Annotated in this window: 11 protein-coding genes; 10 read left to right on the top strand and 1 reads right to left on the bottom strand. The window is 61.1% G+C overall.

Going from position 1 to position 11,899, the window contains the following annotated elements:
• Positions 1-91 precede the first annotated feature (91 nt).
• Positions 92-1,384: a putative hydroxymethylpyrimidine transporter CytX gene (cytX, locus tag PMI23_RS00960; protein ID WP_007915751.1), complete on the top strand. Its 1,293-nt coding sequence runs from the start codon at positions 92-94 to the stop codon at positions 1,382-1,384.
• Here cytX and PMI23_RS00955 read toward each other — a convergent pair.
• Positions 1,353-2,099: an RsiV family protein gene (locus tag PMI23_RS00955; protein WP_007915753.1), complete on the bottom strand. Its 747-nt coding sequence runs from the start codon at positions 2,097-2,099 to the stop codon at positions 1,353-1,355. The genes cytX and PMI23_RS00955 overlap by 32 nt on opposite strands.
• Before the next feature lie 227 nt (positions 2,100-2,326).
• Between PMI23_RS00955 and PMI23_RS00950 the strand changes: the two genes are divergently transcribed.
• From PMI23_RS00950 to PMI23_RS00910, 9 genes are all read left to right on the top strand, one after another.
• A complete protein-coding gene (locus PMI23_RS00950; protein WP_007915755.1) occupies positions 2,327-2,944 on the top strand; it encodes an NUDIX domain-containing protein in 618 nt (205 codons plus the stop codon).
• Positions 2,935-3,387, top strand: coding sequence for a DUF1249 domain-containing protein (locus PMI23_RS00945; RefSeq protein WP_007915757.1), 453 nt, complete (start codon positions 2,935-2,937; stop codon positions 3,385-3,387). Before PMI23_RS00950 ends, PMI23_RS00945 begins: the two co-directional genes overlap by 10 nt.
• Before the next feature lie 97 nt (positions 3,388-3,484).
• Positions 3,485-4,300 carry a 3',5'-cyclic-AMP phosphodiesterase gene (gene cpdA / locus PMI23_RS00940; RefSeq protein ID WP_007915759.1) on the top strand — a complete coding sequence of 272 codons (816 nt, stop codon included), beginning with the start codon at positions 3,485-3,487 and terminating at the stop codon, positions 4,298-4,300.
• A 289-nt stretch (positions 4,301-4,589) separates the two neighbouring features.
• On the top strand, positions 4,590-5,198 hold the full coding sequence (locus PMI23_RS00935) for a YqiA/YcfP family alpha/beta fold hydrolase (protein WP_007915761.1): 609 nt from the start codon (positions 4,590-4,592) through the stop codon (positions 5,196-5,198).
• A gap of 41 nt (positions 5,199-5,239) precedes the next feature.
• Entirely contained in the window at positions 5,240-7,147 is a 1,908-nt protein-coding gene (gene parE, locus PMI23_RS00930) for a DNA topoisomerase IV subunit B (protein WP_007915770.1), read from the top strand.
• Positions 7,147-8,136 carry an esterase-like activity of phytase family protein gene (locus PMI23_RS00925; protein ID WP_007915773.1) on the top strand — a complete coding sequence of 330 codons (990 nt, stop codon included), beginning with the start codon at positions 7,147-7,149 and terminating at the stop codon, positions 8,134-8,136. Before parE ends, PMI23_RS00925 begins: the two co-directional genes overlap by 1 nt.
• Positions 8,133-8,657 carry a retropepsin-like aspartic protease family protein gene (locus PMI23_RS00920; RefSeq protein ID WP_007915776.1) on the top strand — a complete coding sequence of 175 codons (525 nt, stop codon included), beginning with the start codon at positions 8,133-8,135 and terminating at the stop codon, positions 8,655-8,657. The genes PMI23_RS00925 and PMI23_RS00920 overlap by 4 nt, the downstream gene beginning before the upstream one ends.
• 7 nt (positions 8,658-8,664) lie before the next feature.
• The gene (parC, locus tag PMI23_RS00915) at positions 8,665-10,929 is read left to right on the top strand and encodes a DNA topoisomerase IV subunit A (protein WP_007915778.1); all 2,265 of its coding nucleotides are present in this window, start codon (positions 8,665-8,667) and stop codon (positions 10,927-10,929) included.
• Between the two features lie 177 nt (positions 10,930-11,106).
• The gene (locus PMI23_RS00910) at positions 11,107-11,817 is read left to right on the top strand and encodes a PqiC family protein (protein ID WP_007915780.1); all 711 of its coding nucleotides are present in this window, start codon (positions 11,107-11,109) and stop codon (positions 11,815-11,817) included.
• The last annotated feature ends 82 nt before the right edge of the window (positions 11,818-11,899 follow it).

Below are 11,899 nucleotides of genomic sequence, written 5' to 3'. Positions count from 1 at the left end.
GCCCGTGACGCTCCGCGTCACTGGTCCCTAGAGGCGTTCCCACGCGGAGCGTGGGAACGATCACAACAAGTGTCCCTCTGAGATAACACCCTTGAGCATTCAACCCAGCACTTATTCCCCCGACCTCGCCGTACCCGCCGACAAGCGTGTATTCGGTGGTCGCGATCTGTTTTCCTTGTGGTTCTCCCTCGGCATCGGCCTGATGGTTTTGCAGACCGGCGCATTACTCGCGCCAGGTCTGGGCCTGTCCGGTTCGCTGCTGGCGATTTTCCTCGGCACGTTGGTCGGCGTACTGTTGCTGGCCGCCGTTGGCGTGATCGGCAGCGACACCGGTCTGTCCTCGATGGCCGCGCTGAAACTCAGCCTCGGCAGCAAAGGCGCGAGCCTGCCGGCGCTGCTCAACCTGCTGCAACTGATTGGTTGGGGCTCGTTCGAAATCATCGTCATGCGCGACGCTGCCAGCCTGCTCGGCACCCGCGCGTTCAGCGAAGGTTCGCTGTGGTCGAACCCGGTTTTGTGGACACTGTTTTTCGGGGCGTTGGCGACGTTGCTTGCTGTTAGCGGGCCGCTGACTTTTGTGCGGCAGATCCTGCGCAAGTGGGGCATCTGGCTGCTGTTGGCGGCGTGCCTGTGGCTGACCTGGAACCTGTTTGCCAAAGCCGATCTGGCCGATCTCTGGTCGCGTGCCGGTGACGGTTCGATGCCATTCGCTGTGGGCTTTGACATTGCCATTGCGATGCCGCTGTCGTGGCTGCCGCTGATCGCCGACTACTCGCGATTCGGCAAGCGTGCGAAGAATGTTTTCGGCGGCACTGCGGTCGGTTTCTTTATCGGCAACTTCTGGCTGATGAGCCTTGGCGTCGCTTACACGCTTGCGTTCGCGCCGAGCGGTGAAGTCAACGCGTTGCTGCTGGCACTGGCCGGTGCAGGTCTGGGCATTCCGCTGTTGCTGATTCTGCTGGATGAGTCGGAAAACGCCTTCGCCGACATTCACTCGGCAGCGGTTTCCAGCGGGATTCTGTTGCGCCTGAAAGTCGAGCATCTGGCCTTGGCCATTGGCGTGATCTGCACGCTGATCGCCCTGCTGGCGCCGTTGGCGCAGTACCAGAATTTCCTGCTGCTGATCGGCTCGGTGTTTGCGCCGCTGTTCGGCGTGGTGCTGGTCGATCACTTCATCCTGCGCAAGCGCAGCGCTCAGGTCGCGTCGGCGGCATTGCGCTGGCCGGCGTTGTTAGCGTGGCTGGGTGGCGTGAGCACCTACCACTTGCTGGCGAATCTGTATCCGGATGTCGGCGCAACCCTGCCGGCGCTGGTGCTGGCAGGGCTGTTGCAACTAGTGCTGGGCCGGGCCTTCAGTTACGGCCGGGAAACAGCTCAGGCTTGAGAATGCCGTTCAGACGCGGATAAGGAATCTTCAGTTCGACGTGGCCCAGCGCGTAAGGCGCGATGGTGGTCACGTCGTACTTGAGGATCACGCCGCCATAGGTCAGCGCCACGTTCGGGGTCTTCACGAACGGCCAGTTCGCCACGAACTCCGGCTCCTGATCGAGCTTGGTGCTGATCAACCAACTGTTGTGCGCGACCTGCGCCGCTTTCCAGAACGCCTCTTCCTGACCCGGCACGAGCATGTCGGACAGGTTCAGCACCTTGTGCTGCTGGCGCGAATAGTTGATGAAACCGCGCCCCGGGGTGCCATGCGCACCGCCGGTGTCGAGGTAGCTCGACACTTCGATGATCACCAAGCCGTCATGCTGCTCGCGTACTTTCGCTTGCAGATAGCTGCTGTTGCGCGGGCCGGCACTGGCCAGAAACTGCTCGCGATAGGCCGCCAGGGTTGGCGCTACTTGGGCGTTTTTCTCGGTGCGGGTCATTTGCAGCAGGCGTTTTTCGATGATGCCGTCCAGCGCAGGTTCGGCCGGGAAGCGCAGGGTGTCGATGTTCACCAGTGGGCAATCAGGGTTGGAACAGCCCGGTTTCAGTTGTTCCGATGCATCGCGGGTGGTTTCCAGCGGTGTGCGGTAGTTGGGCTGGAACAGGCTGGCGCACGCACCCAGAGTCAGGGCAATGGCGGCCACGGAGGCAATTTTGAAAAGCGACATGGGCGTCCTTTCGAAAGCAGGGGAAGGCAAAAAGATATCCGCTTCGACTCTCGCAGAAGCAGTCAGTTCGCCACTAAGTTAATTAGAGTGGGTTTCGCCTCCACCGTCCATCCCGCTGACGGTAAAGGGGCTGCATCAAACGGTGCGGGCGCGTTAGGATGGCGCGAAGTCGAGGTTGCCAGTAACAAGCGGCAACTCGTAATGGATCTGCAGTAAAGAGGATGCTCATGACTGATTTTGCCAACGCCATTCCGACCACCGTCGACGTCGTGCGACGCGAGCGCTGCTACGAGGGTTTTTACAAACTCGACCGTTTGCACCTGCGTCATGAATTGTTCGCCGGTGGCATGAGCCGCGAGATCAACCGTGAAGTCTTTGTACGCCACGATGCCGTGTGTGTGCTGCCTTACGATCCGCAGCGCGACGAGGTGGTGTTGATCGAGCAGTTTCGCGTCGGCGCCATGGGCAAGACCGACAACCCGTGGCTGGTCGAACTGGTCGCTGGTCTGATCGACAAGGCCGAAGTGCCGGAAGAAGTTGCTCACCGCGAGGCGCAGGAGGAAGCTGGGCTGGACATCAAGGCCCTGTGGCCGATGACCAAGTATTTCCCGTCGCCGGGCGGCAGCAACGAGTTCGTGCATTTGTATCTGGGGCGTTGCAGCACTGACGGCGTTGGCGGCCTGCATGGCCTGGAAGAAGAGGCAGAAGATATCCGCGTCACGGTCTGGGCCTTTGAAGATGCCTTGCAGGCCGTCCGTGACGGTCGCATTGCCAACGCGGCGAGCATCATCGCTTTGCAGTGGCTGGCGCTGAACCGCGCCGAAGTGAGGGGGTTATGGTCGTAAACAAGTTGCGCGATCGTTATCGAGTCGACCTCGCGGGGCTGCAAGCCGCCTGCGAGGCCAACTACGCGCGCCTGATGCGACTGCTGCCGGACATGCGCAACGAGCCCGAGGCGCGGCGGATCGCCGTGACCCAGGGCGAGCAGATGCTCGGCGTGCTGGCCCTCGAAGTGCTGCAAACCTGCCCATACACCACAACGTTGCAAGTGCGTCAGGAACATAGCCTGCCTTGGCTGCCGGTGCCGCAACTGGAAGTGCAGGTCTATCATGACGCGCGCATGGCCGAAGTGGTCAGCGCCGAACATGCACGACGCTTTCGCGGCATCTATCCTTACCCGAACGCGGCCATGCATCAGCCAGATGAAAAGGCCCAGCTCAATCTGTTCCTGGGGGAATGGCTGAGTCATTGCCTGGCGTTGGGGCACGAGTACGACGTCGTACGCTAGTTGTGAACTGCGTCCGGTTCGGCAGTTTCCTCTTTCAGTGATCCCCCAGCATAATTGCGGCACTATCGATTCCGTGCTTTTGCCTTGGGAGAGCGCCTTGCCGAGCGTATCCACGTTGACCTCCGCCGATTCGCCGCTGCTGGTGCAGTTGTCCGACAGCCATCTGTTCGCTGAAGCGCACGGTACGCTGCTGGGCATGAACACCCGCGAGAGCCTGCAACAGGTGATCGAGTTGGTGCTGGAGCAGCAGCCGCAGATCGACCTGATTCTGGCCACCGGCGATATCTCGCAGGACGGCACGCTGGCGTCGTATCAGCAGTTTCGCCAGATGAGCGCGCAGATCGCTGCCCCGGCGCGCTGGATTCCCGGCAATCACGACGAACCGATGATCATGGCCCAGGCCGCCGTGCAGAGCGCGTTGCTGGAGTCGGTAGTCGATATTGGTAACTGGCGGGTGACGCTGCTGGATTCGGCGGTGCCGGGTTCGGTGCCGGGGTATCTTCAGGATGATCAATTGCAGCTGCTGGCCCGCTCCCTGAGCGAAGCGCCGGAGCGCCATCATCTGGTTTGTTTTCATCATCACCCGGTGTCGATCGGTTGCGCGTGGATGGAGCCGATTGGTTTGCGCAATCCCGAGGCGTTTTTCGAGGTGCTGGATCGTTTTCCACAGGCTCGCGCGGTGTTGTGGGGGCATGTGCATCAGGAGATTGATCGTGAGCGCAATGGCGTGCGCTTGATGGCTTCGCCTTCGACGTGCATTCAGTTCGAGCCGGGGAGTGCGGACTTCAAGGTGGGGGAGCAGGCGCCGGGGTATCGGTGGTTGCGGTTGTTGCCGGATGGGCGATTGGAGACTGGCGTGGAACGTGTCACCGGATTTGCTTTTACCGTTGATTACGGTTCCGAAGGTTACTGATTTTCGATCAAGAGCCCCTCACCCCAGCCCTCTCCCAGAGGGAGAGGGAGCCGACCGAGGTGTATTGCGTCATGCGCCGACCTGAAATACCGAGTCGATTATGGATTCGCCCAATCACTTTCAGGTCGGTGTAGTTCTTGAATATTCCCCATTCAGTCCCCTCTCCCTTTGGGAGAGGGCTAGGGTGAGGGCCGCCCCTGCTGAATAACCAATTTCTCGAAACCACCCCCAATCCGCTCTTCTCTCCCTGTAAACTCTGCAAACCCAAACCGACACCCAGGGAGCTCAAATGTCCGGTTCGATCCTCTATATCCACGGTTTCAACAGCGCCCCGGCCTCGAAAAAGGCTTGCCAGTTGGTCTCCGTGATGGAGCAGCTGGGTTTGACCGACAAATTGCGTGTCCCGGCCCTGCATCACCACCCGCGTGAAGCCATCGGTCAGTTGGAACAAGCGATTGCCGAACTGGGCAGCCCGCTGCTGGTGGGAAGCTCACTCGGCGGCTACTATGCGACTCACCTGGCCGAGCGCCATGGCCTGAAAGCCCTGCTGGTCAACCCGGCGGTCAGCCCGCACCGGATGTTCGACGGCTATCTGGGCACGCAGAAAAACCTGTATACCGATGAAACCTGGGAATTGACCCACGACCACGTCACGGCCCTGGCCGAACTGGAAGTGCCGGCGCCTCAGGACGCCCAGCGCTATCAGGTATGGTTGCAGACCGGCGATGAAACACTGGATTATCGCCTCGCCCAGCAGTATTACCGGGCCTGCGCCTTGCGTATTCAGGCCGGCGGCGACCACAGTTTTCAGGGTTTCGCCGGGCAATTGCCGGCGTTGCTGAGTTTTGCCGGCATTGGTGCCGATGTGTATCAGGCAATCGATTTCACCGCACTGTGAAGTCTTGCCCCTATTTCATGAATGACTGACGACGAGACCCTATGGCCACTCCCAGCGCTAGCTCTTATAACGCCGACGCCATCGAAGTCCTCTCGGGCCTCGACCCGGTGCGCAAACGCCCCGGCATGTACACCGACACCAGTCGGCCGAACCACCTTGCCCAGGAAGTCATCGACAACAGTGTCGACGAAGCCTTGGCCGGCCACGCCAAATCGGTGCAGGTCATCCTGCACGCTGACCATTCCCTGGAAGTCAGCGACGACGGTCGTGGCATGCCGGTCGACATTCACCCGGAAGAGGGCGTGTCGGGCGTTGAGCTGATCCTCACCAAGCTCCACGCGGGCGGCAAGTTTTCCAACAAGAACTACCAGTTCTCCGGCGGTTTGCACGGTGTGGGTATTTCCGTGGTCAACGCCTTGTCGACCGAAGTGCGCGTGCGCGTAAAGCGTGACGGCAACGAATACCAGATGACGTTCGCCGATGGCTACAAAGCCACCGAGCTGGAAATCGTCGGCACCGTCGGCAAGCGCAACACCGGCACCAGCGTGTACTTCGCGCCGGATCCGAAGTATTTCGATTCACCGAAATTCTCCATCAGCCGCCTCAAGCACGTGCTCAAGGCCAAGGCTGTGTTGTGCCCGGGCCTTTTGGTCAGCTTCGAAGACAAAGGCACCGGCGAGAAAGTCGAGTGGCACTACGAAGACGGCCTGCGCTCGTATCTGGTCGACGCCGTCAGCGAATTCGAACGCCTGCCGAACGAGCCGTTCTGCGGCGCTTTCGCCGGTAATAAAGAAGCGGTCGACTGGGCGCTGCTGTGGCTGCCGGAAGGTGGCGACGCGGTGCAGGAAAGCTACGTCAACCTGATCCCGACGGCGCAGGGCGGTACCCACGTCAACGGTTTGCGTCAGGGTTTGCTCGACGCCATGCGCGAGTTCTGCGAATTCCGCAGTCTGCTGCCGCGCGGCGTGAAGCTGGCGCCGGAAGACGTCTGGGAGCGCATCGCGTTCGTCCTGTCGATGAAAATGCAGGAGCCGCAATTCTCCGGCCAGACCAAAGAGCGTCTGTCGTCCCGTGAAGCGGCGGCGTTTGTCTCCGGTGTGGTCAAGGATGCGTTCAGCCTGTGGCTCAACGCCAACCCGGAAACCGGTCTGGCCCTGGCTGAGCTGGCAATCAATAACGCCGGTCGTCGTCTCAAAGCGAGTAAGAAGGTCGAGCGTAAACGCGTCACTCAAGGCCCCGCGTTGCCGGGCAAACTGGCCGACTGCGCCGGGCAGGATCCGATGCGTTCCGAACTGTTTCTGGTCGAAGGTGATTCCGCCGGCGGTTCCGCCAAGCAAGCGCGGGACAAAGAGTTCCAGGCGATCCTGCCGTTGCGCGGCAAGATCCTCAACACCTGGGAAGTCGACGGCAGTGAGGTGTTGGCCAGTCAGGAAGTGCACAACATCGCCGTGGCCATCGGTGTCGACCCGGGCGCGGCGGACATGAGCCAGTTGCGTTACGGCAAGATCTGCATCCTCGCCGACGCCGACTCCGACGGTCTGCACATCGCGACCTTGCTCTGCGCGTTGTTCGTCCAGCATTTCCGCCCGCTGGTGGATGCCGGTCACGTCTACGTCGCCATGCCACCGCTGTACCGCATCGATTTGGGCAAAGAGATCTACTACGCTCTCGACGAAGCCGAGCGCGACGGCATTCTCGACCGCCTGGTCGCCGAGAAGAAACGCGGCAAACCGCAGGTCACCCGATTCAAAGGTCTGGGTGAGATGAACCCGCCGCAGCTGCGTGAAACCACCATGGACCCGAACACGCGACGTCTGGTGCAGTTGACGCTGGGCGAGGATTTTGCCGAAACCTCGGAAATGATGGACATGCTGCTGGCGAAGAAACGCGCCGGTGACCGCAAGACCTGGCTCGAATCCAAAGGCAACCTCGCCGAGGTGCTGGCCTGATGCGGTTTGGCTGGGCCTTGGCGGGTGTGTTGCTGCTGAGTGTGATGAGCGTGTCGGCCGAGCCTTTGCAGGAATTGCGCGTGCTCTCCGAACACCCCGTCGACGGCATGCGCGGCGGTAACCTGTCGGGGCTGGCCATGTGTGGCGGCGAGTTGTGGACGGTGTCGGACCGCGATGATGATCAGATCTATCGGCTCAATACCGCCGATCAGGTCTGGCAGGCCGAAGCCTTGCACATCGACGTGCCCCTGGTGCCGGAGACCGGTCTACCGTGGGGGTTGCGCTCGCGCAATTGGGCCGCATCGTTCGTGCGCGGTGGCGACCTGGATTTCGAAGGCATCAGTTGCGACAGCACCGGCAATCGCTACATTGTCAGCGAGGGCCATGCGGCGGTCTTGCAGGTGCCCGTCAGCGGCCCGGTCAACTGGCTGAAGATCTCGCCGATGATGGTTCGCGAAGCGCGGGCCAGCGGCATGCTCCTGCATTTCAATGCGATTTTCGAAGGCCTGGCGATCAGCCCGGCGGGCGATCAGATGTGGCTGGCCGCCGAGCGGCAAAGCCGTGGCTTGCTGCTGATCAAGCGCCAGCAGACAGTGTGGGATTGCGACGGTCGTTGCGTGCTGCTCAGCGAGGGCGGCAAGGAAATGCAGCCGCCGCAGTTCCCCAAGGCTAGAGCGGTCGACCGAGACTTTTCCGACCTTTCGTTGTTCAACGGCAAATTGTTTACCCTTGAGCGCAACGCTTTCCAGATTTGTCGGCGCGATGCGCAGACCGCCAAGGTCGAGCGTTGCTGGTCGTACGCCGCTGAACTGTTACAGGCCAACCGCCGTTATTCGCAGAACTTCGGGCTGGAAGAGGCGCTGATCGTTGACGCTGATGGTGCATGGGTCGGCGTCGACAATAATTTCGGCCCGCGGGCCGACGGTGAGGTTCGGCCGATCGTCTGGCGCTTCGCCGCACCTGATGGCGGCTGGAGCGCCAAGCCATGAGTCAACAGCCGCCGGGCAAGCGCGCCGGTCGGGTGCTGATGATTCTGGCGTGGTGCGCGGCGCTGTTTCTGGCCACGCGGTTTTTCGGCCAGTGGGAGCAACGTCAGCAGAATCCGAACGTCGTCGTCAGTTCGGAGCAGGGCGAAGGTTTTATCGAGGTGAAGCTGGCCGGCAACGCCCAAGGGCATTTTGTCGCCAGCGGTCAGATCAACGGTGAGCCGGTGGAGTTCATGCTCGACACCGGCGCGACCGATGTGGCGATCCCGGCGGATCTGGCCAAGCGTTTGAAACTGGAAGAAGGTTTCGGTGTGACCCTGAGCACGGCCAACGGCCTGAGCCAGGGCTACCGGACCAAAATCGACCGCCTGCAACTGGGCGACATCGTGCTGCGCGACGTCCGCGCACTGGTGGCGCCGGGGCTGCATGGCGATCAGGTGTTGCTTGGCATGAGCGCCCTGAACAAACTTGAATTTACTCAGCGCGGTGGCACCATGCTGCTGCGCCAGACAACGAACCGATGAGGCCTGCATGAGCAACCCCCTTGATCTCAGCCTGGACGGTGTAGAACGCCGCTCGCTGGCCGACTTCACCGAAAGTGCCTACCTCAACTACTCCATGTACGTGATCATGGACCGTGCCTTGCCGCATATCGGCGACGGCCTGAAACCGGTGCAGCGTCGCATCATTTATGCGATGAGCGAGTTGGGCCTGGACGCCGATTCCAAGCACAAGAAGTCGGCGCGTACCGTCGGCGACGTGCTCGGTAAATTCCACCCGCACGGTGACTCGGCGTGCTACGAAGCGATGGTGCTGATGGCCCAGCCATTCAGCTATCGCTATACGCTGGTCGACGGTCAGGGTAACTGGGGTGCGCCGGACGATCCGAAGTCCTTCGCCGCCATGCGTTACACCGAAGCGCGTCTGTCGCGTTATTCCGAAGTGCTGCTCAGCGAACTCGGCCAGGGCACTGCCGACTGGGGGCCGAACTTCGACGGCACCCTGCAGGAGCCGCTGGTGCTGCCGGCGCGCCTGCCGAACATTCTGCTCAACGGCACCACCGGTATCGCCGTGGGCATGGCCACCGACGTGCCGCCGCACAACCTGCGCGAAGTCGCCACCGCGTGCGTGCGCCTGCTCGATGAGCCGAAAGCCACGGTCGAGCAACTCTGCGAACACATTCAAGGCCCGGACTATCCGACCGAAGCAGAAATCATCACGCCGCGTGCCGACCTGCTGAAGATGTACGAAACCGGCAAAGGCTCGGTGCGCATGCGCGCCGTCTACCACGTCGAGGACGGCGACATCATCGTCACCGCGCTGCCGCACCAGGTGTCCGGTGCCAAGGTGCTGGAGCAGATCGCCGCGCTGATGCAGGCCAAGCCGTCAAAAGCCCCGCAGATCGCTGACCTGCGCGACGAATCCGACCACGAAAACCCGTGCCGCATCGTGATCATTCCGGTCAACAGCCGCGTCGATCACGAAGCGCTGATGCAGCACCTGTTCGCCAGCACCGAGCTGGAGTCGACCTACCGGGTCAACGTCAACATCATCGGTCTGGACGGCAAACCACAGCTGAAAAACCTCCGTGCCTTGCTGGTCGAGTGGCTGGAATTCCGCGTGCTGACCGTGCGTCGCCGCCTGCAATTCCGCCTCGACAAGGTCGAGCGTCGTCTGCACCTGTTGGACGGTTTGTTGATTGCCTACCTCAACCTCGATGAAGTGATCCACATCATCCGCACCGAGGAGCATCCGAAGGCCAAGCTGATCGAGCGTTTCGCCCTCAGCGAAATTCAGGCCGACTACATCCTCGACACCCGTCTGCGGCAGTTGGCGCGACTGGAAGAGATGAAGTTGCGCGACGAGCAGGACGAACTGCTCAAGGAACAAGCCAAGCTGCAAGCGCTGCTGGGCAGCGAAGCCAAGCTGAAGAAGCTGGTGCGCACCGAGCTGATCAAGGACGCCGAAACCTATGGCGATGACCGCCGTTCGCCAATCGTCGAACGTACCGAAGCCAAAGCGTTGACCGAGCACGATCTGCTGCCGAACGAGAAAGTCACCGTCGTCCTCTCGGAAAAAGGCTGGATCCGTTCGGCCAAAGGTCATGACATTGATGCTACCGGCCTGTCGTACAAGGCCGGCGACGGCTTCAAGACCTCGGCGGCGGGGCGCTCCAACCAGTCTGCCGTGGTGATTGACTCTACCGGCCGCAGCTATTCTGTCGCCGCGCACACGTTGCCGTCGGCGCGTGGTCAGGGTGAACCGTTGACCGGTCGTCTGACGCCGCCGCCGGGCGCCTCGTTCGAGTGTGTGCTGATGCCGGAAGACGATGCGTTGTACGTGATCGCCTCCGACGCCGGTTACGGCTTCGTGGTCAAAGGCGAAGACCTGCAAGCCAAGAACAAGGCCGGTAAAGCCCTGTTGAGCCTGCCGAACAACGCCAAAGTCATCGCGCCGCGTCCGGTAGCTGATCGTGAGCACAACTGGCTGGCCTCGGTCACGACCGAAGGTCGCCTGCTGATCTTCAAAATCAGCGATCTGCCACAATTAGGTAAGGGCAAAGGCAACAAGATCATCGGTATTTCCGGTGAGCGCGTGGCCAGTCGCGAAGAATATGTCACGGACATCGCGGTCATTCCGGAAGGCGCCACGTTGGTGCTGCAGGCCGGAAAACGCACCCTGTCGCTGAAGGCCGACGACCTCGAACACTACAAAGGTGAACGTGGACGTCGTGGCAATAAGCTTCCAAGGGGCTTCCAGAGAGTGGATGCGCTGCTCGTCGAAAACCTCAATTAGGCGTCCTAGAGGCGTCGATCCACGATTTAACGCGTAGATCGACGCTTTGGCGCTGGAGTCGGAACGCATATTCACGGATGATATGGCCTTTCCAAGCGCCGGCGTGGCTGAGCGTTCTTCATATTTATTGAGTATTTTCACTGTGGTCAGCCTTGTGGCGGCCACCTGGACGGGATGATGACAGCTCTGCGCCCCCTTATTTTCCTGCTCGCCGGCGTTTTGGGCCTGGCGGGTTGCAGCGTTCACCAGCCGGTGTCGCTGTATCAACTGGACAGCGGAAGTCCGGTTCAGCCTGCGCAAAGCGCAGGCATGGCGGTTTTGTTAGGCCCGGTAGTCGTAGCCGATTACCTGCAACGTGAAACATTACTGCAACGTCAACCAGACGGCAGTCTGCAAGCGGCGACCGACGGTCGTTGGGCTGGCAGCCTTTCGTCGGATATCGATCAGTTGCTGATGCGTCAGGTCGCTGGCCATCTGGACAGCCAACGTGTGGTGCTGGCACCGGCCACAACGGGGTTCACTCCGGATGTGCAGGTGTTGTTGACCATTACACGTCTGGACTCTGGCCAGAAACAACCGGCGATACTTGATGCGCAATGGCGTTTGATCGACCGTCGTGGTCAGGTGCGCGATAACCGCATCGTTCACCTGCAAGAGCTGCATGCTGGCAGTACGGCTTCGCAGGTGCAGGCACAGGGTATTTTGCTGCAGCGTCTGGCCGAGCAATTGTCGGTGGCGCTGAAGCCGTTGGCCAATCAGCCGCCGGTGGCCGAGGCGCCGCGTAAATCGGCACCGAAGCCGGCGGCGCCAGCAGCGGAAGCCGAGAAGCAGCCGAAGATTCCGATGGCCTCGCCGATTCGGACAGATATGGAAGTGTTCCGCTTCTAAGCCTGGACCGAGTCAGAACAGAGCCCGCCTTGTGCGGGCTTTGTTGTGTCTGGGGTTTGGTAGGCAAGATCAAAAGCCCCTC

Source organism: Pseudomonas sp. GM24 (assembly GCF_000282235.1).
Taxonomy (GTDB): Bacteria; Pseudomonadota; Gammaproteobacteria; order Pseudomonadales; family Pseudomonadaceae; genus Aquipseudomonas.
This window is presented reverse-complemented; position numbering and strand designations above follow the sequence as displayed.

Excerpts from the sequence above, each read along its gene's own strand:
- PMI23_RS00925 (WP_007915773.1), top strand. The coding sequence starts at position 7,147 with ATGCGGTTTGGCTGGGCCTTGGCGGGTGTGTTGCTGCTGAGTGTGATG.
- PMI23_RS00910 (WP_007915780.1), top strand. The coding sequence starts at position 11,107 with ATGACAGCTCTGCGCCCCCTTATTTTCCTGCTCGCCGGCGTTTTGGGC.
- parC (WP_007915778.1), top strand. The coding sequence starts at position 8,665 with ATGAGCAACCCCCTTGATCTCAGCCTGGACGGTGTAGAACGCCGCTCG.
- PMI23_RS00920 (WP_007915776.1), top strand. The coding sequence starts at position 8,133 with ATGAGTCAACAGCCGCCGGGCAAGCGCGCCGGTCGGGTGCTGATGATT.
- PMI23_RS00945 (WP_007915757.1), top strand. The coding sequence starts at position 2,935 with ATGGTCGTAAACAAGTTGCGCGATCGTTATCGAGTCGACCTCGCGGGG.
- PMI23_RS00955 (WP_007915753.1), bottom strand. The coding sequence starts at position 2,099 with ATGTCGCTTTTCAAAATTGCCTCCGTGGCCGCCATTGCCCTGACTCTG.
- PMI23_RS00935 (WP_007915761.1), top strand. The coding sequence starts at position 4,590 with ATGTCCGGTTCGATCCTCTATATCCACGGTTTCAACAGCGCCCCGGCC.
- PMI23_RS00950 (WP_007915755.1), top strand. The coding sequence starts at position 2,327 with ATGACTGATTTTGCCAACGCCATTCCGACCACCGTCGACGTCGTGCGA.
- parE (WP_007915770.1), top strand. The coding sequence starts at position 5,240 with ATGGCCACTCCCAGCGCTAGCTCTTATAACGCCGACGCCATCGAAGTC.